The 25,152-nt window shown below is 72.2% G+C and carries 19 protein-coding genes, 4 tRNA genes and 1 other RNA gene; 9 read left to right on the top strand and 15 right to left on the bottom strand.

The annotated features are described in order from the left end of the window. Positions 1 to 23: 23 nt before the first annotated feature. The 9 genes from purM to purS all read right to left on the bottom strand — a co-directional run bounded on the left by purM (position 24) and on the right by purS (position 9,799). Positions 24 to 1,115 (bottom strand): phosphoribosylformylglycinamidine cyclo-ligase, encoded by a 1,092-nt coding sequence (gene purM, locus ACFVIM_RS15550; protein WP_384301353.1) that lies wholly within the window; start codon positions 1,113 to 1,115, stop codon positions 24 to 26. A gap of 162 nt (positions 1,116 to 1,277) precedes the next feature. After that, positions 1,278 to 2,795 carry an amidophosphoribosyltransferase gene (purF, locus tag ACFVIM_RS15545; protein ID WP_384301352.1) on the bottom strand — a complete coding sequence of 506 codons (1,518 nt, stop codon included), beginning with the start codon at positions 2,793 to 2,795 and terminating at the stop codon, positions 1,278 to 1,280. 274 nt (positions 2,796 to 3,069) lie between these two features. After that, positions 3,070 to 3,885, bottom strand: a complete 816-nt coding sequence (locus tag ACFVIM_RS15540) for an META domain-containing protein (RefSeq protein ID WP_384301351.1) — start codon at positions 3,883 to 3,885, stop codon at positions 3,070 to 3,072. A gap of 168 nt (positions 3,886 to 4,053) precedes the next feature. Then, positions 4,054 to 4,725: a sterol carrier family protein gene (locus tag ACFVIM_RS15535; protein WP_384301357.1), complete on the bottom strand. Its 672-nt coding sequence runs from the start codon at positions 4,723 to 4,725 to the stop codon at positions 4,054 to 4,056. A gap of 208 nt (positions 4,726 to 4,933) precedes the next feature. Next, complete coding sequence (locus ACFVIM_RS15530; RefSeq protein ID WP_384301349.1) at positions 4,934 to 5,884, bottom strand: M23 family metallopeptidase; 951 nt, start codon at positions 5,882 to 5,884, stop codon at positions 4,934 to 4,936. A 119-nt stretch (positions 5,885 to 6,003) separates the two neighbouring features. Next, the gene (locus ACFVIM_RS15525) at positions 6,004 to 6,501 is read right to left on the bottom strand and encodes an ArsR family transcriptional regulator (RefSeq protein WP_384301356.1); all 498 of its coding nucleotides are present in this window, start codon (positions 6,499 to 6,501) and stop codon (positions 6,004 to 6,006) included. 129 nt (positions 6,502 to 6,630) lie between these two features. Further along, a complete protein-coding gene (gene purL, locus ACFVIM_RS15520; protein WP_384301348.1) occupies positions 6,631 to 8,880 on the bottom strand; it encodes a phosphoribosylformylglycinamidine synthase subunit PurL in 2,250 nt (749 codons plus the stop codon). After that, positions 8,877 to 9,557, bottom strand: coding sequence for a phosphoribosylformylglycinamidine synthase subunit PurQ (gene purQ / locus ACFVIM_RS15515; protein ID WP_384301347.1), 681 nt, complete (start codon positions 9,555 to 9,557; stop codon positions 8,877 to 8,879). Before purQ ends, purL begins: the two co-directional genes overlap by 4 nt. Further along, positions 9,554 to 9,799 carry a phosphoribosylformylglycinamidine synthase subunit PurS gene (purS, locus tag ACFVIM_RS15510; protein WP_215092426.1) on the bottom strand — a complete coding sequence of 82 codons (246 nt, stop codon included), beginning with the start codon at positions 9,797 to 9,799 and terminating at the stop codon, positions 9,554 to 9,556. The genes purQ and purS overlap by 4 nt, the downstream gene beginning before the upstream one ends. A gap of 275 nt (positions 9,800 to 10,074) precedes the next feature. On the opposite strand from purS, the gene ACFVIM_RS15505 reads away from it, so the two are divergent. From ACFVIM_RS15505 to ACFVIM_RS15470, 8 genes are all read left to right on the top strand, one after another. After that, positions 10,075 to 10,413 (top strand): Lsr2 family protein, encoded by a 339-nt coding sequence (locus tag ACFVIM_RS15505; protein ID WP_384301346.1) that lies wholly within the window; start codon positions 10,075 to 10,077, stop codon positions 10,411 to 10,413. A 130-nt stretch (positions 10,414 to 10,543) separates the two neighbouring features. Beyond that, positions 10,544 to 10,615: transfer RNA gene (locus tag ACFVIM_RS15500), tRNA-Gly, on the top strand. A gap of 80 nt (positions 10,616 to 10,695) precedes the next feature. Beyond that, positions 10,696 to 10,768 (top strand) — tRNA-Gly (locus ACFVIM_RS15495). Positions 10,769 to 11,196: 428 nt separating this feature from the next. Continuing rightward, positions 11,197 to 12,129, top strand: a complete 933-nt coding sequence (locus ACFVIM_RS15490) for an ABC transporter ATP-binding protein (RefSeq protein WP_384301344.1) — start codon at positions 11,197 to 11,199, stop codon at positions 12,127 to 12,129. Position 12,130: 1 nt separating this feature from the next. Next, on the top strand, positions 12,131 to 12,976 hold the full coding sequence (locus tag ACFVIM_RS15485) for an ABC transporter permease (protein WP_384301342.1): 846 nt from the start codon (positions 12,131 to 12,133) through the stop codon (positions 12,974 to 12,976). A gap of 102 nt (positions 12,977 to 13,078) precedes the next feature. Beyond that, positions 13,079 to 14,338: a sensor histidine kinase gene (locus ACFVIM_RS15480; RefSeq protein WP_384301340.1), complete on the top strand. Its 1,260-nt coding sequence runs from the start codon at positions 13,079 to 13,081 to the stop codon at positions 14,336 to 14,338. Beyond that, positions 14,335 to 14,943, top strand: a complete 609-nt coding sequence (locus ACFVIM_RS15475) for a DNA-binding response regulator (RefSeq protein ID WP_384301338.1) — start codon at positions 14,335 to 14,337, stop codon at positions 14,941 to 14,943. The genes ACFVIM_RS15480 and ACFVIM_RS15475 overlap by 4 nt, the downstream gene beginning before the upstream one ends. A 23-nt stretch (positions 14,944 to 14,966) precedes the next feature. After that, positions 14,967 to 15,042, top strand: a tRNA-Gly gene (locus ACFVIM_RS15470). 103 nt (positions 15,043 to 15,145) lie between these two features. Here ACFVIM_RS15470 and ACFVIM_RS15465 read toward each other — a convergent pair. The 6 genes from ACFVIM_RS15465 to ffs form a co-directional block, all read right to left on the bottom strand. After that, positions 15,146 to 16,048 (bottom strand): phosphoribosylaminoimidazolesuccinocarboxamide synthase, encoded by a 903-nt coding sequence (locus tag ACFVIM_RS15465; protein WP_384301336.1) that lies wholly within the window; start codon positions 16,046 to 16,048, stop codon positions 15,146 to 15,148. A gap of 128 nt (positions 16,049 to 16,176) precedes the next feature. Further along, positions 16,177 to 17,634 (bottom strand): N,N-dimethylformamidase beta subunit family domain-containing protein, encoded by a 1,458-nt coding sequence (locus ACFVIM_RS15460; RefSeq protein ID WP_384301355.1) that lies wholly within the window; start codon positions 17,632 to 17,634, stop codon positions 16,177 to 16,179. 725 nt (positions 17,635 to 18,359) lie between these two features. Continuing rightward, positions 18,360 to 20,159, bottom strand: coding sequence for a hypothetical protein (locus ACFVIM_RS15455; RefSeq protein ID WP_384301334.1), 1,800 nt, complete (start codon positions 20,157 to 20,159; stop codon positions 18,360 to 18,362). A gap of 843 nt (positions 20,160 to 21,002) precedes the next feature. Beyond that, positions 21,003 to 22,253, bottom strand: a complete 1,251-nt coding sequence (purD, locus tag ACFVIM_RS15450) for a phosphoribosylamine--glycine ligase (protein WP_384301332.1) — start codon at positions 22,251 to 22,253, stop codon at positions 21,003 to 21,005. A 118-nt stretch (positions 22,254 to 22,371) separates the two neighbouring features. Next, complete coding sequence (locus ACFVIM_RS15445) at positions 22,372 to 24,663, bottom strand: DNA polymerase III subunit gamma and tau (protein ID WP_384301330.1); 2,292 nt, start codon at positions 24,661 to 24,663, stop codon at positions 22,372 to 22,374. Between the two features lie 192 nt (positions 24,664 to 24,855). Then, an RNA gene (gene ffs / locus ACFVIM_RS15440) (signal recognition particle sRNA small type) lies at positions 24,856 to 24,950 on the bottom strand. Positions 24,951 to 25,023: 73 nt separating this feature from the next. On the opposite strand from ffs, the gene ACFVIM_RS15435 reads away from it, so the two are divergent. Then, positions 25,024 to 25,111 (top strand) — tRNA-Ser (locus ACFVIM_RS15435). Positions 25,112 to 25,152 lie beyond the last annotated feature (41 nt).

Below are 25,152 nucleotides of genomic sequence, written 5' to 3'. Positions count from 1 at the left end.
CCCCCGCGGGGGCGGCCCGACGCTCAGTTCGCGTACTCCCCGACCAGTGCCGCACCCGTGGTGTGCTCGCCACGCTCGGTGATCTCCCCGGCCACCCAGGCGTCGACGCCCCGGTCGGCCAGCAGGGTCAGCGCCACCTCGGCGGACTCCTCCGGGACCACGGCGATCATGCCGACGCCCATGTTGAGGGTCTTCTCCAGCTCCAGCCGCTCGACCTGACCGGCCCGCCCGACGAGGTCGAAGACGGGGCCAGGGGTCCAGGTGGAACGGTCGACGATCGCGTGCAGACCGTCGGGGATCACCCGGGCCAGGTTGGCCGCGAGCCCGCCGCCGGTGACATGGCTGAAGCCGTGCACCTCCGCCGCGCGCAACAGCGCCAGACAGTCCAGCGAGTAGATCTTGGTGGGCTCCAGCAGCTCCTCGCCCAGCGTGCGGCCGAACTCCTCGACCCGCTGGTCGAGCGTCATCCCGGCCCGGTCGAACAGGACGTGACGGACCAGGGAGTACCCGTTGGAGTGAAGGCCGGACGAGGCCATCGCGATGACCGCGTCCCCCGTACGGATGCGATCGGGGCCCAGCAGCCGGTCGGCCTCGACCACACCGGTGCCCGCGCCCGCCACGTCGAAGTCGTCCTCGCCCAGCAGGCCCGGGTGCTCGGCGGTCTCCCCGCCGATCAGGGCGCAGCCCGCCAGGACACATCCCTCCGCGATGCCCTTGACGATCGCGGCGACCCGCTCGGGGTGGACCTTGCCGACGCAGATGTAGTCGGTCATGAAGAGCGGCTCGGCGCCGCAGACCACGATGTCGTCGACGACCATGCCGACCAGGTCATGGCCGATGGTGTCGTAGACGCCCATCCGCCGGGCGAGGTCGACCTTGGTGCCGACGCCGTCGGTGGCGGAGGCGAGCAGCGGACGCTCGTACCGCTTGAGGGCGGAGGCGTCGAAGAGTCCGGCGAAGCCGCCGAGACCGCCGAGCACCTCGGGGCGGCGGGTCTTCCTGACCCACTCCTTCATCAGCTCGACGGCGCGGTCGCCCGCCTCGATGTCGACGCCCGCGCTCGCGTAGCTGGCGCCCGCGGAGGGTACGGAGGTCGCAGAAGACTCAGCAGTCATGGCACAAGGGGCTTTCGTGTCGTGGTCGCGGGCCCCCGGGTGAGGGCCACCGCTCGGTGGCTCACCGTGAGCCCTGGGAACGTCTCCGGTGGATCCGGCCGGGTCAGCGGAGCCGGGAGCGCTGTCCCGTCCACTGATCCGGCCTGATCCATCGGAAGCGCTCTACGGTCGGCGGAGCGCGTCGGCGGCGTCGGCGCCGCCCGCCAGCTCCGTCTCCAGGAGCTGCTTGCCGAGCAGCTCGGGGTCGGGCAGCTCCATCGGGTACTCGCCGTCGAAGCAGGCCCGGCAGAGGTTCTTCTTGGGGATGGTGGTGGCCTCGATCATGCCGTCGAGGGAGATGTACGCGAGCGAGTCGGCGCCCAGGGAGGCGCCGATCTCCTCGATGGTCATCCCATTGGCGATCAGCTCCGCGCGGGTGGCGAAGTCGATGCCGAAGAAGCAGGGCCACTTCACCGGCGGGGAGGAGATCCGGACATGGACCTCGGCGGCCCCGGCCTCGCGCAGCATCTTGACGAGCGCGCGCTGGGTGTTGCCCCGGACGATGGAGTCGTCGACGACGACCAGCCGCTTGCCCCGGATGACCTCGCGCAGCGGGTTGAGCTTCAGCCGGATGCCGAGCTGGCGGATGGTCTGGGAGGGCTGGATGAAGGTCCGCCCGACGTAGGCGTTCTTGACCAGGCCGGAGCCGTAGGGGATACCGCTCGCCTCGGCGTAGCCGACGGCGGCGGGGGTGCCGGACTCCGGTGTCGCTATCACCAGATCGGCGTCGGCCGGTGCCTCTCTGGCCAGTTTCCGGCCCATCTCGACCCGGGAGAGATAGACATTGCGCCCGGCGATGTCGGTGTCGGGGCGGGCCAGGTAGACATACTCGAAGACACAGCCCTTCGGCTTCGCATCCGCGAATCGAGAGGTGCGTACGCCGTTCTCGTCGATGGCGATCATCTCGCCGGGCTCGATCTCGCGGACGAAGCTGGCGCCGCAGATGTCGAGGGCGGCGGACTCGCTGGCGACCACCCAGCCGCGCTCCAGACGTCCGAGGACCAGCGGGCGGATGCCCTGCGGGTCCCGGGCCGCGTAGAGCGTGGACTCGTCCATGAAGACCAGGGAGAAGGCTCCCCGGACGGCCGGGAGGACCCGGGCGGCGGCGTCCTCGATCGGCAGCGGCTTGCCGTCCTCGTCGGTCTGGCCCGCGAGGAGGGCCGTGACCAGGTCGGTGTCGTTGGTGGCGGCGACCTGGGTGGCGCGCCCGTCCTGGCGGGGCAGGTCGGCGACCATCTCCGCGAGCTGGGCGGTGTTGACCAGGTTGCCGTTGTGGCCGAGCGCGATCGATCCGTTCGCGGTGGCCCGGAAGGTGGGCTGGGCGTTCTCCCAGACGGAGGCGCCGGTGGTCGAGTAGCGGGCGTGTCCGACGGCGATATGTCCGCGCAGGGAGCCGAGGGAGGTTTCGTCGAAGACCTGGGAGACCAGCCCCATGTCCTTGAAGACGAGGATCTGGGAGCCATTGCTGACCGCGATTCCCGCGGATTCCTGGCCCCGATGCTGGAGGGCGTAGAGCCCGAAGTACGTGAGCTTTGCGACCTCTTCGCCGGGGGCCCAGACACCGAAGACGCCACACGCGTCCTGCGGGCCTTTCTCACCGGGGAGCAGATCGTGATTGAGTCGACCGTCACCACGTGGCACGGCACCGAGTGTAGGCGAGATCGACCACTGGTCCGAATTCGGGAGTGCCCTTCCGCCCGGTGGGCCGTGTCCTGTGCGTCAGGGGCCGGAAGAAAAACCCACCGGGGGCCGGACGCGGAACCGCCGCCGGGGGCGGGATGACATCCGCCGAAACGGCGGGGAACGGCGGGGAACAGCGGGGAAGAACCGCTGCCGGGGTGGGAAAGGGGACCGCGTACTCCATGAGCGGGCCGTCGCGGCCCGGGACGGGAAACGCCCCGGGCGGAGACGGGATTCAGGGGGTGGCCGTCGCGGAGAGGCCCTGGCCGTCGGGCCCGGTGATGCTGAGCGCGTGGTGCTTCACCGCGAAGGTGGCCTTGCCCTTGAGGACCTTGATCAGATGCGCCTCCAGCTGGCCGGCGGTGCCCGCGCACAGCCGCCTGCTCGTGGCCAGCGCCCCGAAGGTGATCGTCTCGCCGGAGATGGTCGCGGTCCCGCTGAACGTGTTGCAGCCGAGGTTTCCGCGTACGGTCCCGTCCGCGCCGAAAGTCAGCTTCGCCCGGTTCTCGGTCCCCGCCGGGAGCGGTACCAGCAGATCCCGCTCCATCATCGAACTCACCATCCAGGTCGTCGTGGTGAGCGGCGCCTTCTGCTGCGCACTGAGCGCGATCGTGTCGCCCTTGGCGCTGGTCAGGGTCAGTTTCTCGCCATCGAGCCGGGCGCTGAGCCGCCCCTGGAAGGTGGCCGCCAGGGCGTCCTCCAGCCGCTGGGTCCCCGGGTCGGTGCAGGCCATCTCGGTCCGGTCGCCGCCGGTCACGGTGAGGGTGGAGCCCGCGAGATCGGCGGCGGCCCCGAACTGGTTGCAGCCGAAGCTGCCCTGGGCCCGGCCCTTGGCGGTCAGCTCGATATGGGCGGCACCGGTCCCGGCGGTGGTCTTCCCGCCCACGGTGACGCTGTCGACGCCCCAGCGCGCCCCGGTCAGGGGCAGATCGGTGGCGACCTTCGCCGCCGCCCCGCCGCCGGAGCCCGCTCCGGTGGACTTCTCATCACCGCAGGCGGCGAGCGCGAGGAGCGCGAGGACGGTGACGGGAATGCTCAGTCGGGTACGCATACCCCTCCGACGGACCCCCCGTTCTTCCGGTTCCCCTTCGTCCGCTCTCCTGTGCGAGCGTTTTTCGGTACGGGAAGGCGGTACGGGAAGGCGGTACGGGAGGGGTGACCGTCCAGCCCGCGCATACGGTCAGCGCGGCCGGACGGTCACCGCGCGCGGCCACCGGGCTCAGCGCATGACCGGCAGGAGTCCACCCAGGTCGGCGCGTTCACCGCTGGCGCTGACCCGGGCCTGTTCCCGTGCCTCGGCCCAGCTGGTCCGCCCGCTGGCCAGCCGGATCCAGGTCAGCGGATCGGTCTCCACCACGTTGGGCGGGGTGCCCCGGGTGTGCCGCGGGCCCTCCCCGCACTGGACGACGGCGAACGGTGGTACCCGGACCTCCACCGCGCCGCCGGGGGCCTTCACCGCGAGGGCGTCGGCGAGCAGCCGGGTACAGACGGCCAGCGCCTGACGGTCGATGGGGATCTCCAGACCGGTGGCGTCGTTGAGATCGTCGGTGTGGACGACGAGTTCGACGACCCGGGTGACCAGCAGATCCGACAGCCGCATGGCCCCGACCCGGATGGCCACCGGCCGCTCGGGCCGGGCCCCGGGCCCCTGGAGCGCCCGCTCCAGCGCCACCCGGTCGAAGCCCTCCGCGGGCTCCGCGGCGGCGGAGAGCGCCCGTACGTCGGTGTCGATCGCCCCGGCGGCGGCCTCGGTCGCGAACGGCCACTCCAGCAGCGCGAGTTCCGCCTTCGGCGGCTCGGGCAGCGCCAGTTCGCGGACGACGACATGGAGGGCGTACGAGAGATGGCTGGCCAGCTCCCGGACCGTCCAGGAGCCGAGCCGGGTGGGCAGCGCGAGCTGCTCGGGAGTCAGGCCCTCGACCGCCGTGGCGACCTGCCCGAACTGGGTGAGGACGGCGGTGCGGAGGACGGCGAAGTCATAGCTGCGGGTGCGCGATCGGGCCATGCCCCGAGCTTAGGACGTGTCCTGTGGACCGGGCGGCGGCGTCCGTGCCGGGCGCCTCCCGGGCCGCGCCCACGATCCGCCGGACAGGTTCTGGTCAGCGTCCGTCGCCGGTCAGCGACAGCCCGGTGCCCGGCGACTTCTCGCCGTCGCCCCGCTCGGCACCCCCGGCGGCGTCGGCACCGGCGGCGCCGTCGAGCTCCTCGACGACCGAGGCGTACGGATCGTCCGGGTCGACCGTGAACCGCTGCTTGTTGGCCGGGACGCCGACGCCCGTCCAGCGGAAGGGGATCCCGCGCGCGGTGTCCGGGTCGGTGCCGTCCATCAGCTGGAAGTGGACATGCGGTTCGGTGGAGTTGCCGGAGTTGCCGCAGCGCGCGATCGGCTGGCCCGCGCTGACCCGGTCGCCGGTCCGTACCATCAGCGAGCCGCGCTGGACATGGGCGTACAGCGCGTACGTACCGCCGCCGAGGTCCAGGACCACGGTGTTGCCGATGATCCGGGACGGGCCGAACATGTCCCGGAACGCGCCCTCCAGCAGCAACAAATAGAAGATCATCGGCAGCGAGGAGCGGCTGAGGTGGTCGCGCTGGCCGTCCGAGGCGTGGACGACCGTGGCGTCGGCGACGGCGAGCAGGGGCGCGCCGAAGGCCGGGTAGGCCGACGGGCGGCGCACCAGCGGCCAGAAGAGGGAGAACCCGGGCCGGGTCCCCTCCTCCGGCTCGGCGGTGATGTCGATGGCGTAGCTCTGGCCATAGGCGTGGGTGCCATGGCTCGGGACCTTGTCGGCGGGGCTGTTGAGGGCGCTCCAGCGCCCGGCGACCGGGGCGAGGCACTCGACGGCGGTCCGCGCGGTCGCGGTGGAGTGCGCGGCGCGCTGGGACCGCGTCACGACGGACCCGATGACCAGGGCGGCCACGGCCGGGGCGAACCCCCAGGCCCAGTCCAGCGGCAGCTCCACGGTGAAGCTGACCACGATCATCACCACGAAGGTGATCCAGGAGGCCCGGTAGAGGACCATCAGGAGTTTGCGGGTCCGCGTGGACATGGTCGGTGTTCCCCCTTGGTGGGATGGCTCGGCCGGAACGGATGTCATGGGCGGGTACGGGCCGCTCGCCGGGGCCGGACGGCCGCCGGGGTCGCTCGCCGCGGCGGCCCGGCCGGGTGTCATGGCCGTGCCGCCGTGAGGATCACCAGCAGCGGGACCACCCGGCCCGGCGGCACCTCGTACCGGCCCCGGCCCGTGGTGTGGAGCCAGCCGGTGGCGCTGAGCTGGCGCAGATGGTGGTAGGTCTGGCCGGTGGTGCCGAGGCCGTCCAGTTCGGTCAGTTCGGCGGCGGTGCGGCGGCCGCCGAGGATCTCCCGGAGCAGCCGCAGCCGCACCGGGCTGCCGAGCGCGGCGAGCGCGTCGGCCGCACCGCCCCACTCGCCCTCGAAGAGGTCGCTGGTCAGGGCGCCGATCTGCCAGTCGTACCGCTCCTGGGTGGGCAGTCGGACGGTGCCGGTGAAGAGCACTCCCCCGTCGTCCGCGCCGAGTTCGCGCAACCGCTCTTTGAACCCCTCCAGCGCCCAGAAGTCGCCCGCGACGGCGCCGGGGGCCCGTTCGCGTGTCTCCAGGGCGTCCAGTCGCCGTTCCAGCTCCGCGACCCGCTCCTCCAGTTCCATGACGATCAGCATATACGTATCTACGTAATCTCATGAATCGGGAACGCGGAAAGGCCCCCGCCGGTGGGTCACCGACAGGGGCCTTCCTCAGGTCATGCCGTCACGGGACCCCGGGTCCCGGGGCCGGGGTCAGACCAGCAGCGCCGGGATCGTCTCCTCGTGCGCCGTGCGCAGCTCGTCCAGCGACAGCGTGAACACGCCCTGGAGCTCGACCGCGTCACCGTCCACGACACCGATCCGGGTCGCGGGCAGCCCGCGGGCGCCGCACATGTCGGTGAACCGCAGCTCCTCGCTGCGCGGCACCGAGACGACCGCGCGCCCCGCCGACTCGCTGAACAGCAGCGTGAAGGCGTCCAGCCCGTCCGGGACGACCAGCCGCGCGCCCGTACCGCCACGGAGGCAGGACTCCACGACCGCCTGGATGAGCCCGCCGTCCGACAGGTCGTGGGCGGCGTCCACCATCCCGTCCCGGGAGGCGGCGATCAGGATCTCGGCCAGCAGCCGCTCCCGCTCCAGGTCGACGGCCGGGGGCAGCCCGCCGAGATGGTCATGGACCACCTGCGACCAGGCCGAACCACCGAACTCCTCGCGGGTGTCACCGAGCAGGTAGAGCAGCTGGCCCTCCTGCGCGAAGGCCATCGGCGTACGACGGCTGACGTCGTCGATCACGCCGAGCACCGCGACGACCGGCGTCGGGTGGATCGCCGTCTCACCGGTCTGGTTGTAGAGCGAGACATTGCCGCCGGTGACCGGGGTGCCCAGAGTCAGACAGGCGTCCGCCAGCCCCCGGGTGGCCTCGGCGAACTGCCACATCACACCCGGGTCCTCGGGGGAGCCGAAGTTGAGGCAGTCGGAGACCGCGAGCGGCCGGGCGCCGGTCGCGGCGACATTGCGGTACGCCTCGGCCAGCGCGAGCTGGGCACCGGTGTACGGGTCGAGCTTGGTGTAGCGGCCGTTGCCGTCGGTGGCGAGGGCGACGCCGAGGTTGCTGGCCTCGTCGATCCGGACCATGCCCGCGTCCTCGGGCTGGGCCAGCACCGTGTTGCCCTGCACGAAACGGTCGTACTGGTCGGTGATCCACGCCTTCGACGCCTGGTTGGGCGACGCGACCAGCGCCAGCACCTGCTCCCGCAGCTCCTCCGGGGCCGACGGGCGGGGCAGCGCGCCCGCGTCATCGGCCTGGAGCGCGTCCTGCCACTCCGGACGGGCGTACGGACGCTCGTAGACCGGGCCCTCGTGGGCGACGGTCCGCGGCGGCACATCGACGATCTGCTCGCCGTGCCAGTAGATCTCCAGCCGCTCGCCCTCGGTGACCTCACCGATCACCGTGGCGATGACATCCCACTTCTCGCAGATCTCCAGGAAGCGCTCGACCTTGTCCGGCTCGACGATGGCGCACATGCGCTCCTGCGACTCGCTCATGAGGATCTCCTCCGGCGAGAGCGTCGCGTCACGCAGCGGCACCGCGTCCAGCTCGACCCGCATGCCGCCCGAACCGGCGCTCGCCAGCTCGGAGGTGGCGCAGGAGAGCCCGGCACCGCCGAGGTCCTGGATGCCCGCGACCAGCTTCTCCGCGAAGATCTCCAGGGTGCACTCGATGAGGAGCTTCTCCTGGAACGGGTCGCCGACCTGCACGGCGGGGCGCTTGGCGGGGCCGGTCGCGTCGAAGGTCTCGGAGGCGAGCACGGAGACGCCGCCGATACCGTCGCCGCCCGTGCGGGCGCCGTAGAGGATGACCTTGTTGCCGGGGCCCGAGGCCTTCGCCAGATGGATGTCCTCGTGCCGCATCACCCCGATACAGCCCGCGTTGACCAGCGGGTTGCCCTGGTAGCAGGAGTCGAAGACGACCTCGCCGCCGATGTTCGGCAGGCCCAGGCAGTTGCCGTAGCCGCCGATGCCCGCGACGACCCCGGGCAGCACCCGCTTGGTGTCGGGGTGGTCGGCCGCGCCGAACCGCAGCGGATCCACGACGGCGACCGGACGGGCGCCCATCGCCAGGATGTCGCGGACGATGCCACCGATGCCGGTGGCCGCGCCCTGGTAGGGCTCGATATACGAGGGGTGGTTGTGCGACTCGACCTTGAAGGTGACCGCGTAGCCCTGGCCGACGTCCACGACGCCCGCGTTCTCACCGATGCCGACGAGCAGCGCGTCGTTCTCGGGCGCCTTCTCGCCGAACTGCCGCAAGTGCACCTTGCTGGACTTGTACGAGCAGTGCTCGGACCACATGACCGAGTACATCGCCAGCTCGGCCCCGGTGGGACGGCGGCCCAGGATCTCCCGGATCCGCGCGTACTCGTCCTCCTTGAGCCCGAGTTCGGCCCAGGGCTGCCCGGCGTCGGGGGTGGCGGCGGCGTGCTTGGTGGTGTCCAGGGTCATGCGGTGACCAGCCTCTTGATGATCGAGGTGAAGAAGGCGAGGCCGTCGGTGCGGCCGGTGCCGATCAACGGCTCGACGGCGTGCTCGGGATGGGGCATCAGACCGACGACATTGCCCTCGGCGTTGGTGATCCCGGCGATGTCCCGCAGCGAGCCGTTGGGGTTGGTGTCCAGATAGCGGAACGCCACCCGGCCCTCCGCCTCCAGCTCGTCCAGCACCCGCTCGTCGGCGACATAGCGGCCGTCGATGTTCTTCAGGGGTACGGAGATCTCCTGGCCCGTCTCGTAGTCGGAGGTCCAGGCGGTCCCCGCGTTCTCCACCCGCAGCTTCTGGTCGCGGCAGATGAAGTGCAGGTGGTTGTTGCGCAGCATGGCGCCGGGCAGCAGATGCGACTCGGTGAGGATCTGGAAGCCGTTGCAGATACCAAGGACCGGCATCCCGGCCCGCGCCTGGTCGATGATGGTCTCCATCACCGGCGAGAAGCGGGAAATGGCCCCGGCGCGCAGATAGTCGCCGTACGAGAAGCCTCCGGCGAGCACCACCGCGTCGACCTGGTGGAGGTCCTTGTCGCGGTGCCACAGCGAGACCGGCTCGGCGCCCGCGAGCCGTACGGCCCGCAGGCTGTCCCGGTCGTCCAGCGTGCCGGGGAAGGTGACGACGCCGATACGAGCCGTCACGACTCCACCTTCACGACGAAGTCCTCGATGACGGTGTTGGCGAGGAACGTTTCAGCCATCTCGTGGATGCGGGCGAGGGCGGCGTCGTCGACCGGACCCTCCACCTCCAGCTCGAAACGCTTTCCCTGACGGACGTCCGCGATCCCGTCGAATCCGAGGCGGGGCAGTGCGCGCTGCACCGCCTGTCCCTGGGGGTCGAGGATCTCGGGCTTGAGCATGACGTCGACCACGACGCGTGCCACGTGCACTCCCGGTGATGTGTTGCGAAGGGGTTCCCTCAGCGTACCCGCCGGGAAAATCTACTCGCGTAGATATAGAAGGGTATTCCCGGGAAAATACCGCCCCCAACTTTGCCGGGGACACGCGGACGCAATTGCGTGGGCTTCCCAGTACACCGCCCGCCGCTGTACAAAGGAATGCAGAGGAAAGCAGCTTCTGCACTCGACCGCCGGAAAGGCGGTATCTCCGCATGTCAGCACGGTATGACTCGGGGTGCCGCGAGAAAGGACCGATATCCGTGGCTCAGCGAGTAGTGGTCGCGCTCTTCGACGACATCGACGGCGGAGAAGCCGCGGAAACGGTGAGGTTCGGCCTGGACGGGAAGTCGTACGAGATCGACCTGAATCCCGCCAACGCAAAGAAGCTGCGCAAGGCCCTGGCGCCCTACATGGCGGCGGGCCGAAAGCAGACGGGCGGCGGACGGCGCTCCCGCCCCAAGGTCACCACCTACAAGCACACCTCCCTGGAGCCCTCACCCGCGGCGGTCCGCGCCTGGGCGCTCTCCAACAAGATGGATGTGCCCGCGCGCGGCCGCATCCCCAAGGCCGTCTACGAGGCGTTCCGGCAGGCGAGTTGAGCCCGTGGGCCGCCGGCCGGGCACCCGTCGGCGGCCCATGGCGATCACGAGTTGCGCCACACCCGGGGTCGTCGGCTAAAGTCTGACTCACGCCGAGGGGCGAGGCCGAAAGGCCCCACCTCAGCAGCGTGCGGGTGTAGTTCAGTAGCAGAACATCCCCCTTCCAGGGGGAAGGCGCAGTGTGCGATTCCTGTCACCCGCTCTCCTCTCCTTTACCGACCACAGTTGTGGATCAGGTAGAGTGGTGGTCGCACCGCCCGGTGAGAGCCGAGCGGCAGCAATGCGGACGTAGCTCAGTTGGTAGAGCGCAACCTTGCCAAGGTTGAGGTCGCCAGTTCGAACCTGGTCGTCCGCTCTGTTGAAGGCCCTGATTCTCCGGAGTCAGGGCCTTTTTCGTCTGCCCATGTGTGACGCGTGATCTTCGGCTTCGCGGGCGTCTTCGGTGTGGCGGGTGTTCCCGGGTTCGCGGGTGTTCCCGGCTTGGCGGGCCGTTGTCCTCACCGGTCGTGGTCCTCGCGGGCGGATCGGGGCTGGGCGCGGCGGATCGCGGCGGCGGGCCGCTCGCTCCGGGTGCAGACCCTTCACCCCGCCCGTTGCGACGGGTACGGGTACGGGTTCGCCGCGCGGGGGAATCGTTCCGGCTCGTGGGGCTCGTTCCGGCCACGGGCGGCTCGTGCCCGGTCCGCCCGGCCGGTTCCGGACCCGCCTCGCCATGACATTTGTCATCGGGACCCATGACAGTCCGCACTGCCCTCGTCCCCGTACGGCCGAAAAGGTGGGGACATGACCACGGACCAGAATGTGATCACGGTGGAGGAGCTGCGGCGAAGCTACGCCGGCGGCTTCGAGGCCGTGAGCGGAATCTCCTTCTCCGTGTCGCGCGGTGAGATCTTCGCCCTGCTCGGGACCAACGGCGCCGGGAAGACTTCCACCGTCGAGGTGCTGGAGGGGCTCGCCGCGCCCAGCGGCGGCACCGTCCGGGTGCTGGGGCACGACCCGTACCGCGAGCGGACCACCGTGCGGCCCCGGATCGGGGTGATGCTCCAGGAGGGCGGCTTCCCCGCCGATCTGACCGTCACCGAGACCACCCGGATGTGGGCGGGCTGCACCACCGGCGCGCGACCGGTCGCGGAAGCGCTGGATCTCGTGGGCCTCGGCGGCCGCGCGAGCGTGCGGGTCAAACAGCTCTCCGGCGGTGAGCGGCGGCGGCTCGATCTGGCGCTGGCGCTGCTGGGCCGCCCCGAGGTGCTCTTCCTCGACGAGCCGACGACCGGACTGGACGCCGAGGGCCGGCGCGACACGTGGGACCTGGTGCGGGCGCTGCGCGACAGCGGCACCACCGTCCTGCTGACCACCCACTATCTGGAGGAGGCCGAGTCGCTGGCCGACCGGCTGTCGATCATGCACGGGGGCCGGGTGGTGGTCTCCGGCACCCCCGCCGAGGTGACGGCCGCCCGGCCGTCCCGGATCCGTTTCCTGCTGCCGGAGGGCGTTCCGGCCGCGCGGCTGCCGCTCTCGCTGCGGGCCGGGGCCGAGGGCCGACGGGTGGAGATCCGTACCCAGGATCTCCAGCACTCCCTCGGGGAGCTGCTGGCGTGGGCCGGGCGGACGGGGACCCGGCTGGAGGAGCTGGACGCGCGCTCGGCCTCACTGGAGGAGGCGTTCTTGGAGATCGCGCGCTCGGACGCGCCCCTGACCGACCGGGTGGTGGTGTGAGATGGCGGACTGGAGAGCGTCACGGAACCGGGCCGGCGCGACGACAGCGGGGAGAGCGGTGGGGCGGCCGTCGTCCCCGGCGCTCCGGGGCGCCGGCGGACGGCTGGCCGCCCTGGCGCGGGCCGAGGTGACCCTGCTCGTCCGCAACCGGACCGCGCTCACCACGGCGCTGCTGATGCCGGTCGTGATGGTCCTCGTCCTGAAGTCCTCCCTGGCGCAGATGGACCTGGACGGGACCGGGATGAGTGTCGGTGAGGGCATGGTGATCGGCGGGATCGGGATGGTGCTCCTCCTGGTCGTCCATATGAACCTCGTCTCGTTCTATGTGGCCCGCCGTGAGGAACTGGTGCTCAAACGGCTGCGTACGGGCGAGCTGTCCGACCCCGAGATCCTCCTCGGCACCGCGCTCCCCTCGGTCGCCCTGGGGCTCACCCAGTGCGTGGTCCTGGCGGTCGCCGGGACGGCCGCGCTGGACCTGTCGGCGCCCCGGCGCCCGGAACTGCTCGTGGCCGGGATCGTCCTCGTCGTCGTGGTGCTGGTCGCGCTGGCGGCGGTGACCACGGTGGTGACCCGGACGACGGAGTCCGCCCAGCTCACCACAATGCCGGTGTTCCTGCTGTCGATCATGGGCTCCGGCCTCTTCGTCCCGCTGGAGAACCTGCCGGACCAGCTCTCCCGTATCGCCGAACTCCTGCCCATGACCGGCGCGATGACCCTGGTGCGGACGGGGTGGCTCGGTGGTGCCGGAGGGGCGGAGGTGGCGTCGGCGGCGGTGACCTCGCTGGTCTGGGCCGCGCTCTCGGTGTTTGCTGTGCGGCGGTGGTTCCGCTGGGAACCCCGGCGCTGAGCGAGGGCCCGTCCGGGGCCGGTCAGGTGCGGGCCCGGAGGGGCCGGGCAGTGGGGATGGGTGCGGGTGCGAGGCTGGAGAGAGCGGAACAGGCTGTCCCGGGTGGATCTGTTCACCCGGGCCACGGTCTACGCGCTGCTGGGTATGACCTGTCTGGTACTCGTCCTCACGGCGATATCCAGTCCGGTCCACGGGAACGCCGCCGTCCCGCTGGTGGTGCTCGTGGTGGCCCTCGTGATCACCGCGACACTGGTCTGCGTCCGGTTCGCCCGCCGGGCGATGGACGCCTATCTGGGGCGGGGGCCGGTGTCCCGGACCCTGCTCGGCTGGTCGGCGGCGAGCGTCGTCACGACCGCCGCCGTGATCCTGCTGCTGGCGTCACCGTCGGCCGGGGGCGATCCGGCGGCGGTGATCGCCATGCTCACCCTGCTGTCGACGCAGTTCCTGACCGTGCACGCGCTGATCGTGCCGCCACGGGTCAGCGTGGTGGTCCAGCTCGTCGCCATGGCGACGCTGAGCGGGCTGTCCCTGCTGCTGGGCGTCGAGGCCGTACGGGTGGCGGTGTTCTCCGTCATCATCCTGCTGGCGTCCGGCTGGTCGGCGCTGGCGGTGCGGTTCTCGCTCTGGGTGCTGGCGATGCTGTGGGAACTGCACGAGGCCCGGGACACCCGGGCCCGGCTGGCGGTCGCCGAGGAGCGGCTGCGTTTCGCCCGGGACCTCCATGACGTCCTCGGCCGGAATCTGGCCGTGATCGCGCTGAAGAGCGAACTGGCCACCGAACTCGCCCGGCGCGGGCGGCCGGAGGCGGTGGAGCAGATGACCGAGGTCCAGCGGATCGCCCGGGACGCCCAGCGCGAGGTGCGGGACGTGGTGCGCGGCTATCGCGAGGCCGATCTCCGGGTGGAGCTGGAAGGGGCGCGGGGTGTGCTCAACGCCGCCGGGATCGAGTGCACGGTCGTCCAGGGGCCCGGCGAGGTGCCGGAACCGGTCCGGCCGGTGCTGGGCTGGGTGGTGCGCGAGGCCACGACCAACGTGCTGCGGCACGGTGACGCCCGCCGCTGCACGATCTCGGTGGGCTGTCCGGACGGCACGGTGGTGCTGACAGTGGAGAACGACGGCGCGGAGGGAGCCACGGTGGGGACGGGTGGTTCCGGTTCCGCCGCGGACGCGGACGCGGGTACGGCCCCGGGCATGGGTGCGGCCGGCGGAACCGGGCTCGCGGGCCTGCGGGAGCGGCTGGCCCCGCTGGGCGGCGCCCTGGAGGCGGGTCCCGTGCGTACGGGACACTTCCGGCTGACGGTACGGGTGCCCCGGCGGGCCGAGGCCCCGGCGGGTGCGGGGGACGGGAAGGGCTCGGCATGACCGTACGCGTACTCCTCGCCGACGACGAGCATCTGATCCGTGGCGCGCTCGCCGCGCTCCTCGCCCTCGAAGACGACCTCGTGGTCGTCGCGGAGGCGGCGTCCGGGACCGAGGCGCTCGCCATGGCCCTCACCCACCGGCCGGATGTGGCCGTGCTCGATCTCCAGATGCCGGGGGCGGACGGTGTGAGTGTGGCCACATCGCTGCGGGAGCGGCTGCCGGAGTGCCGGACGATGATCGTCACCAGCCATGGCCTGCCCGGCCATCTCAAGCGGGCGCTGGAGGCGGGGGTGCGCGGGTTCGTCCCCAAGACCCTCAGCGCCCAGCGGCTGGCGGAGATCATCCGTACCGTGCACGCCGGGAACCGTTATGTGGACCCGGAGTTGGCGGCCGACGCGATCTCGACGGGAGACTCCCCGCTGACCGCGCGCGAGGCCGAGGTGCTGGCACTGGCCGCCGACGGCGCCCCCATCGCGGAGATCGCCGAGCGGGCCTGCCTCTCCCGGGGAACCGTACGGAACTACCTCTCCGCCGCCGCCGCGAAACTGGGCGCGGAGAACCGGCACACGGCGGTCCGTCTCGCCCGGGAGCGCGGTTGGGTATAGTGAGCAGCGCGCCACGGCGCAACGCGGACGTAGCTCAGTTGGTAGAGCGCAACCTTGCCAAGGTTGAGGTCGCCAGTTCGAACCTGGTCGTCCGCTCCATGAGGAAAGGCCCCGGTCCTTGAGACCGGGGCCTTTTCCATGCCCTGACCCGGGTGGGGTCCACCACCGCTCGGCGCTGGACCCCACCCGGTCGGCCGGTCGGCTAGGACCAGGCGGTGCCGGTCAGCTGCTCGTACGCCTCCACGTACTTGGCGCGGGTCGCCGCCACCACCGAGGGCGGCAGCGCGGGCGGCGGCTGCTCGGCGCGGCGGTCCCAGCCGGAGGCGGGGGAGGTGAGCCAGTCCCTGACGTACTGCTTGTCGTACGAGGGCTGGGGGCGGCCGGGCTGCCAGGAGGCGGCGGGCCAGAAACGCGATGAGTCCGGGGTGAGCACCTCGTCGGCGAGGACCAGCCCACCGTCACCGTCGAGCCCGAACTCGAACTTGGTGTCGGCGAGGATGATGCCCCGGTCGCGGGCGATATCGCGGGCGCGGCCGTAGACGGCGAGCGTGGTCTGACGCAGCAGGGCGGCGGTCTCGGCACCGACCTGGCGGGCGACCTCCTCGTAACTGACGTTCTCGTCGTGGTCGCCGACGGCGGCCTTGGTCGCCGGGGTGAAGATCGGGGCGGGCAGCTCGGAGCCGTCGCTCAGACCCTCGGGGAGCGCGAGGCCGCAGACGGTGCGGGAGCTCTCGTACTCCGCCAGGCCCGACCCGGTGAGGTAGCCACGGGCCACGCACTCGACCGGGACCATCCGCAGGGAGCGGCAGACCAGGGTGCGGCCCTCCCAGTCGGCCGGGGCGCCGTCGGGGAGCTCGGTGCTGAGGACGTGGTGGGGGACGAGGTCCTGAAGGAGGTCGAACCACCAGAGGGAGAGCTGGGTGAGGACCCGGCCCTTGTCGGGGATCTCCGTGGGCAGCACCCAGTCATAGGCGGAGATACGGTCGCTGGCGACCATGACGAGGTCCCCGGCCTCGTTCTGGTACAGGTCGCGCACCTTGCCGGTGTGCAGATGCACCAGACCCGGCACCTGAAGCGGTTCGGGCTTTTCGACGAATCCGGACACGGTTCCTCCCCGTGGTTCTGACAACTGGTGCCGATTGTTCCGCATGGTGTGGCGGAGCGCGGGGTGGGGGCGGGGCAAGGGTGGTGGGACAGGGGCGGGGTGCCGTCAGGACGGATCACGGATCGCCGTCAGTCCCGTTTGCAGATGCGGTCCAGCAGGTTCGCGGTCGCGCGCTGGACACGGGGGTCCACATGCCCCGGCCGGTCGAGCGCCGGTGACCAGGCGAAGGTGCCGGAGGCGAAGACGAGGGCCCCGGACGGGGAGCGGTAGAGGGAGGTCTCCTGGTAGCGGATCACTCCGTCGCCGTCGCGGTACGGGGAGTGGGCCAGCAGGATGCGCCGGAGGTGATCGGGGAGCGGGGTGCGGGGGAAGTAGCGGTCGGCCTCGCCCGCGACGAGTCCGGGCAGTTCGTCGCCCTCCCCCGCGCCGGTGTTCTCCCACAGCCAGTGGTTGGCGTTCCGCACGATCAGCGGGTGCGGTTCGGGCACCCGCCCCACGTACTGGATGCCGAGCAGTTGCTGCTCGGGCCGGTCGACCTCGCGCCACAGCGCCGGCTTGCCGGGGCCGCGGCGCTTGCGGCAGGTCAGCAGCCGGTCGGCCCTTCCGGAGGGCGAGGCTCCGAGCTGGACCTGCCAGTACATCGTGTTGGCGGAGAGGAAGACGAGCGAGGTGCCGTGGTCGCGGGCCGCCTCCACGGTGCGGCGCATCGCCGCCGACCAGTACTCGTCATGACCGGGGAAGACCAGCCCCCGGTAGCGCGTGGGGTCGACCCGGCCCGCGTGGAGATCGCTGGTGTTGGCGTAGGCGAGGTCGTATCCGTACCGCTCGGCCCAGCGGATGAAGTCATAGGCGTGGCCGACGTGCATCGGCAGCCCGGATCCCGCGTACGGCCGGTCGAAGGAGACCGTGACAGCCGCGTCCCGCTCCCCGAGCAGCCTCCCCTCGCCGTCCCACGCGTGGTAGAGGCTCGCGCCCGTACGGCCATCCTCCGGATAGAGGTTGTACGCCTGCCAGGTGATGTCCGGCAGCAACAGCAGCAGATCGGCGGGGTGCTCGTCCCGGATGGTGAACGGAATGTGGGAGCGGTGTCCGTCGATGGTCGTCAGAACCGCGACATAGGCGCCGATCACCCAGTCCGGGGGAACCTGGAGCCGCCAGGAGAGCCACCAGTGGTGGCAGGAGACCGTCCGGTCGGCGGTGAGCGGCGACGGCTGCACGATCCCGGGGAGCCGCGGGCTGGTGGTGGCCTTGAACGCGTTGTGGCCCGCGTAGTGGCCGATGCGGTAGACGTCCACCGAGAACTGCTGGGGCGGGTCCACCGTGATGTGGAAGTCGATCGCCTCCCCCGGTGAGACCGCTCCCGCCGAGGCGAAGCCCTTGATCTGCCGCCGTACGTCGTCGGCGGTACGCACCCCGCTCGGCCTGCCCAGATCCGGATCCGCGTACCAGGGGACCACCTTGCCGCTGGCGTCGAGATACTGCTCGCTCGCCCGCAGCCACGGCAACGGCCCCTGTCCGAACGGATCGGACACGGCATGGGCCAGCGCACCCGATTCCCACCGCCCGATGTGCCGCTCCGCCCCCATGCGCCCTCCCTCGGTGCCCCGGACGGACGTGATGCCCCCGGACAGGCCTGGAGCGCCGAAACCTTCGGCGCTCTCCTCCAGCACATCACATAACGCATGCACGCCGTCACCCTTCGTCGTGAATTGTTGCCTCCTCGACCATCCCGCCGTGGCAGAACGCCAGCCCTGGGCAGGTCGCCCTGGGGGCGGGGCGGTGGACGAGGGGTCGTACGGAGTCACTCCGGGCGCGGGGTCTCACCCGGGTCGTACGGAACGGGCGCGGGCTCAGGACAGTGCGCGGGGTCGCTGACGCGCGGGAAGCGGCGCGGACGCGGACGGTGGTGGTGTACCCCTGCTCGGCGCGCGACAGGCGTGCGCAGGGCGCACCGGTCCCGGCGGAAGCCCGCGATCCAGCGCGCGCCGGTGGTACGGAGGTGGGGACGGGGCGTGGAGGACACGCGCGGAGGTGAGCCGGACAGCGGCTCGGTGCGGGCCGCCCGGGGAGCGGGCGGTGCGAGCCGCAGGGGGCGCGGGCAGTGCGAGCCGCCCGGGGCGCGGGCGCCCGTGGGGCGCGGAGCCGAGCGGGTGGCCTGGAGGCGTGCGGGGGGCCTGGAGGGCGGCGGCGGAGGGCACCGGGGGCGAAACGGGCAGGTCGGGGCCGCGGGCCCAGCATGATCCAAACGAGAGGCCCCTGGCTGGTCGCAGCCCGCGACGAGCGGCTGTGACCAGCACCTGCACACCAGGCGCTAGACGAGTCGGACCGGCTTCTCCACCCGGACACCGGCCGCCTGGAGCCAGTTGCGGAGCGGCCCCGGATCGCCGTCCTCGGTCAGGCTGAGCACCGGTGACATCAGTTCGGGACAACGCTCGCCCCGGATGAGCAGGACGGGACCGTCGAGCCAGTCGAGGCCGGGCGCGGCGCCCGCCGTGTCGACCGCGGCACAGCAGACCATGGCGGTGACATGGTCGGCGAGCAGTTCCCGCCCGGTACGGGGCGGCAGGAGGGGGAAGAGCGGCAGGGGGTCGGCTCCCCAGCCGTCGCACGCGCTCCCCGGGCTCCCGGCGATCGGCCCGGCCGCCGCCGCTTCGCGCAGAGCGTCCTCCCGGGCGACCGCCGCGCTGATGCCCGCCGCGAGCGCCTCCCCCTGTTCCGTACCGTGTTCCGGCTGTTCTAGCCGTTCTAGCCGTTCCGGCTGTTCTGGTTGTTCCGGCTGCTCTGCTTGTTCTGGTTGTTCCGGCTGCTCTGGCCGCTCCGCCGGTTCCGTTGGCTGTTCCGCGCCCCGGCCCGTCAGATGGCCCAGTACCCGGGCGAGCGTCGGACCCTCCGGGCCGCCGACGGCGCGTACCCCCAGTTCGTCCAGGACACGATGGAGCCTGGCGGCCTCCGTACGCCACTTACGGTCCACGACCTCCTCCGGATACTGCTGCCAGTCCACCGGGGACCAGTCGGCGCCGGACTCGGCTGGACCGCCGTGGAAGAGGCGGGCGGCGAGCAGGGAGGTCGCCTGGTCGACCGCTCCGGGCTCCTCCAGCAGGTCACAGGCGGGCCGCTCACCCAGACGTGAGGTGAAGCCCTCGGCGAGCCGGTCCCGGCGGGAGAGCTCGGTGAGCGCCGAGACGACGCCCGCGTCCAGCCGGGAGGGCCAGCGGCCCATGCGCCAGGCGGGCAGGGCGACCCGGGTCAGCAGCCTGTCCCACCCCGCGTACGCCAGGCCGACCTGTTCCTGGGCGACGATCCGCAGCCCGTAGTCCACCGCCTGGGCACGCTCCGAAGCGGCGGCGGCGACCCCGCGCTCCATCTCCCCCGCGTGCGCCCGGCACCCGCGCAACAACAGCCGCGCGATCCCTCCGACAAGGCTTCCCAGGCCTCTCGCCACCTGCCGCAGCGGGCGTATGAGTCCATGGCCGGGCCGGGACGCCACCGCGACGGCCGCGTCGAGCCCCCGGACGAACCGGCGCGCGGCCGCTATGTCGGGATGCGCCGAGAGCCCGGTCCCGGCCACCACGGGCGCGAGCAGGGCGCGCAGCTCACCGACCCGCATCCACCACAGGAAGGGCGAACCGATCACCAGCACGGGCGCCTCGGCCGAGCGGTGGCGCGCCGTCGGTATCGCCGACAGCCGGGCATGGGCGGGATGGGAACGGTCCTCCAGCCAGCTGTCGCAGTCCGGCGTGAGCGCCAGCGCGGAGGGGGCGGGCACCTGGAGGCGGTCGGCGAGGTCACGCACGAGCCGGTAGAGATCCGGAGCCGCGTGCTCTGGCAGCTCGACGGTGGGGCTGAGGGCGGGACTGGCTCGGGTGATCACCGCGGCCACGACGGCGGCCAGCAACAGGACGACGACGGCGGCCACCCCGAGGACCCAGCGCGCGATGTCCCACCCCGCGCCCGTCATATGTCCCGTCGCACCGCCTGTGAGGAGCACGATGGCGAAGGCGGCGGGCAACAACGCGACGGCCAGCGCTCTGCCGCGCACGCGCAGGATGGCCAGCGCCCGCGAACGCGCGGCCTGCGCTCCGATCGACTCGCCGATACCGGTGGCGGACACGGCCGATCTCACCCCCTCTGCTGCTGCCCTGCGACGGTGGTCACTCCCCCACTGTGGCACCGCCCACTGACATCGCAATGCCGGTGGGCCAAGTGCCGGAACACCTGCGCCGCACCCTAGTTGGGGCACAGGCGGGCGTCATCCGGATGGCTCAGTGTCACCCGATGGAATGGCGCGGGAGCCATGTCCCGCCGTGCCTGGGCCGGCCCGCCACCGAGGGCGCGCGGCCCCGGATCGCGCGGTGGCGGACCGGGCCGAAAGGGGGGCGGACCGGACACATGGGCAGCTACGTTCCACGGGCCGCGCGGGCGCGCCGACGGTCCACGGAGAGCCCGCGGAGCACCGTATGAGTGCTGGCCGGCGCGTACGGGGAAGGCCTGACGCGGTGGGGTGATCACCCGTGTCCGCGGGCCAGGGGTGACGGCACGGGAGGGAACCGGCGTACGCGGGCGCGCGACCGCGAGAAGTGCAGGTCAGGGGCGCACGGACGCGGGCGGTCGGCGACGCGTACAGAGGTCTGTCGAGAAGGCGCGAAGAGACCGCACGCCCTGAGCATCCGCACCGGCGCGCCCTCTGAGACCGGTTGATGCCCGGGTTCGGGACCAGCCGAGATTCTGGTTCGGGACCGGTCGATGCCCGGGTTCGGGACCGGTCCGAGCCCGGGTTCGGGACCAGTCGATGCCCGGAGCCCTCACCACGGCGCCCAGGCCCCCGGCTGGGCGGGCGGGGGCGGCTGGGGCGCGGAACGGGCCGAGGGCGAACCCCGGACCCGAGCGCGGTACCTCTCGTGCGGCGGGCGGGCACCGCGTACGGCGTACCGGCGCCCGCCGCGCACCGGGCGGTCTACTCCTCCGCCGCCGTCAGGGCGATGTCCGTACGGTGCTGCCCGCCGTCCAGACGGATCCGGCCGATCGCCGCGTACGCCCGCTCGCGCGCCTGCCGCAGGTCCTTCCCGGTCGCGGTCACCGAGAGCACCCGGCCGCCCGCACTCACGACGGCGTCGCCCTCGCGCCGGGTCCCGGCGTGCAGGACATAGGCGTGCGGAGCGTCCGTCTCCGCGACCTCGGTGAGCCCCTCGATCGGGTCGCCGGTACGCGGAGTGCCCGGGTAGTTGTGCGAGGCGACGACGACGGTGACGGCGGCGTCGTCCCGCCATCGCAGCGGCGGCTGGTCGTCGAGGGTGCCGTCGGCGGCGCGGAGCAGCAGGCCCGCGAGGGGGGTCCGCAGCCGGGCGAGCACGACCTGGGTCTCGGGGTCACCGAAGCGCGCGTTGAACTCGATCACCCGGACCCCGCGCGAGGTGATCGCGAGCCCCGCGTAGAGCAGGCCACAGAAGGGGGTTCCGCGTCGCCGCAGTTCGTCCACGGTGGGCTGGAGCACGCTCTCCAGGACCTCGTCCACCAGCTTGGGGTCGGCCCACGGCAGCGGCGAGTAGGCGCCCATGCCCCCGGTGTTGGGGCCCTCGTCGCCGTCGAGGGCGCGCTTGAAGTCCTGTGCGGGGGTGAGCGGCACGACCGTACGGCCGTCGGTGACGGCGAAGAGCGAAACCTCGGGGCCGTCGAGGAACTCCTCGATCACGACGCGGTCGCAGGCGAGCGCGTGCTCGCGGGCGGCGGCCAGGTCGGCGGTGACGACAACGCCCTTCCCGGCCGCGAGGCCGTCGTCCTTGACGACGTAGGGAGCGCCGAAGGCGTCGAGGGCCTCGTCGATCTCCTCGGCGTTGGCACAGACATAACTCCGCGCCGTCGGCACCCCGGCCGCAGCCATGATCTCCTTGGCGAACGCCTTGGAGCCTTCCAGTTGGGCCGCCTCGCGGGAGGGGCCGAAGCAGGGGATGCCCGCGGCGCGCACGGCGTCGGCGACCCCGGCGACGAGCGGCGCCTCCGGGCCGACGACGACGAGCCCGGCCTCCAGCTCGTGGGCGAGCCGGGCGACGGCGTCGCCGTCCTGGGCGTCGACCGGGTGCAGTTCGGCGACCTCGCCGATGCCTGCGTTACCGGGTGCGCAGTGCACCGCGGTGACGTCGGGGTCGAGGGAGAGAGAGCGGCACAGGGCGTGTTCGCGGGCGCCGCCGCCGATGACGAGGACCTTCACGCCCGTCAGCCTAACCGCCGCCGGTCTCGGCGCTGTACGCCCCTCCTAAGTGGGCCTCCCCGCCGTTCGTACGTTCCTCCAGGGCGCGGGGTCGTCGGTCGGCGCCGCCAGGGCCTCGTCACTCGTTGGGGAACTCCTCTATGACCGTCGCTCCGAGCTCCCGGACGATCAGATCGTGCCCGGAGAGCGCGGAGTCGACCAGATCCGGATCGTCATCCTCCGGAACGTCGTCCTCCAGCGCGACCGACGGCGGAGGCGGTACGGGGGCGGCCACAGGCGGCGGCGACGCGGGCCGGGGCGGGGCGGCGGAGGCCGACACGGCCGGAGGGGTGCTCGGCTGCGGGGGCGCGACAGGCGGGGGCCCCGCGGGCCGGGCGGCCGGAGGCGGAGCCGGACGTCCACCGCCGGCGAAGCCACCACCGCCGAAACCGCCACCGGACGGTGCGGAGGGACCGGGTCCGCCCACGCCACCCGAGGGATCGACGATCGCTTCCAGCTTCCATCCCACGTTGAACTGCTCGGCGAGCGCCTGCCGCAGCACGTCCTCGCTGCCACTGCTCGTGAACGTGTCGCGAGCACCGGCGTTGACGAAGCCGATCTGGAGCGTGGTGCCGTCGAAGCCCGCGACATGGGCGTTCTGGCTCAGCAGGATCCAGGTGAAGCGTCGGCGGTTCTTGACCGCCTCCAGGATGTCCGGCCACATGTTCCGCACCTGTCCGGCGCCCTGGGTCATGGCGCCGGACGGCGCGGCGGAAGCGGGCGCGGACCCGGCGGACGGCGCCCCCGGGGGCGCGCTCGGCTGCGCGGGCGCGGGCCGTGGACCCTGGCCCGGGGCGGCCGCGGTCGGCCAGCCCCCGGGCCGCCGGGCGCTCTCGGCGGCGGGGGTGGTGGGAGCGCCGGCGGCGGGCCAGGCTCCCGGGCGGGCGGGAGGCTCGGCGGGTCCAGCCGGAGGCGCGGACGGAACGGGAGGAACGGCGTCGGAGACCGGAGCGGCGGTGGCCTCGGCCGGAGGAGTCGGAGGAACCGGAGGAGTGGGAGGAACCGGAGGGGCCTGAGCGGCCGGAGGAGTCGCGGGTCGCGGAGGCACACTGGGAGCCACGGCCGGAGCCGTCGGCACAGGCCCGGGAGCGGGCGCCCCGCCCCGTACGCCCTGACCCACCGGACCATCGGGACCAGGCATATGCGCGGCGGCGCCAGGGCCTGGGATGTACCCCATCGGCGGGGTGCCCGCGGGCGCCGCGGCCGCGAACGAGACACCACGCTCCAGCCGGTCGAGCCGCGCCTGCACCGACCGCTCGTCGTCATAGGCGGCGGGCAGCAGCACCCGCGCGCAGATCAGCTCCAGCTGGAGCCGGGGGGCGGTGGCACCGCGCATCTCCGTGAGCCCGGTGTTGACCAGGTCCGCGGCGCGGCTCAGCTCGGCGGCCCCGAGGACGGACGCCTGCCCTTGCATCCGCTCCAGCACATCGGCCGGGGCGTCGATCAGCCCCTTCTCCACCGCGTCCGGCACGGCGGCGAGGATCACCAGGTCCCGCAGGCGCTCCAGCAGGTCGGCGACGAAACGCCGGGGGTCATGGCCCCCTTCGATGACCCGGTCGACGACCTCGAACGCGGCCGCGCCGTCACCGGCCGCGAAGGCGTCGACGACCTCGTCGAGCAGCGCCCCGTCGGTGTACCCCAGGAGGCCGGTGGCCATGGCATAGGTCACACCCTCCTCGGCCGCCCCCGCCAGCAGCTGGTCCATCACGGACATCGAGTCCCGCACGGACCCGGCCCCGGCCCGCACCACCAGAGGCAGCACCCCGTCGGCGACCGGGATCCCCTCCCGCTCACACACCTCACCCAGATACTCACGGAGCGTCCCCGGAGGCACCAGCCGGAACGGGTAGTGGTGCGTACGCGAACGGATCGTGCCGATGACCTTCTCGGGCTCGGTGGTCGCGAAGATGAACTTGAGGTGCTCCGGAGGCTCCTCGACCACCTTCAGCAGGGCGTTGAAGCCCTGCGGGGTGACCATATGGGCCTCGTCGATGATGTAGATCTTGTACCGGCTGCTGGCGGGCCCGAAGAAGGCCTTCTCCCGGAGGTCGCGCGCGTCGTCCACGCCTCCGTGGGAGGCGGCGTCGATCTCGATGACATCGATCGACCCCGGCCCGTTGCGCGCCAGATCGCGACAGGACTGGCACTCGCCGCAGGGCGTGGGCGTGGGACCTTGCTCACAGTTCAGACAGCGGGCCAGGATGCGCGCACTCGTCGTCTTGCCACAGCCGCGCGGCCCGCTGAACAGGTACGCGTGATTGACCCGGTTGTTCCGCAGGGCCTGCTGCAACGGGTCGGTGACATGCTCCTGCCCGATGACCTCGGCGAAGGACTCGGGGCGATAGCGGCGGTACAGCGCAAGGGACGACACATCTACGAGGTTATCGGGGGCCACCGACAACCGTGGCCCGTCACGCCTCCGGCCCTCTCCCGGCCCCGGCGCCTTCTCCCCGCCCCGGCCTCACCCCGGCGCCCGCACCCCACCCACGACCCCTCGGCCACGGCCACCGCCGCAGGCCCCCGGCCTCAGGACACCGGGCCTCAGGACTCCCGGGCCACAACGCAAAGGGCCCCTCACGCACCCGCCAGAGCCGACCTACCCTTGCTGCCTTCCGGCCCTGGGGGAGTTCAGTCAGATAGCGCCACGTGAGGGGCTGCGCCAAGGGTACCCGATGCCCGGGGCGGCGAACGAGTTCGCGAGCACTCCCCCGCGTCTTGTATTGTTTGCCGCGGAGGATTCGCCTAGTGGCCTAGGGCGCACGCTTGGAAAGCGTGTTGGGGGCAACCCCTCACGAGTTCGAATCTCGTATCCTCCGCCAGTGCCTCACCGGGCACGATGTCGAAGGGCCCCACCGGAAAC

It is taken from the genome of Streptomyces sp. NPDC057638, assembly GCF_042800315.1.
Classification (GTDB): domain Bacteria; phylum Actinomycetota; class Actinomycetes; order Streptomycetales; family Streptomycetaceae; genus Streptomyces.
The sequence above is the reverse complement of the archived record's forward strand: the minus strand, read 5'-3'. Positions and strand labels throughout refer to the sequence as shown.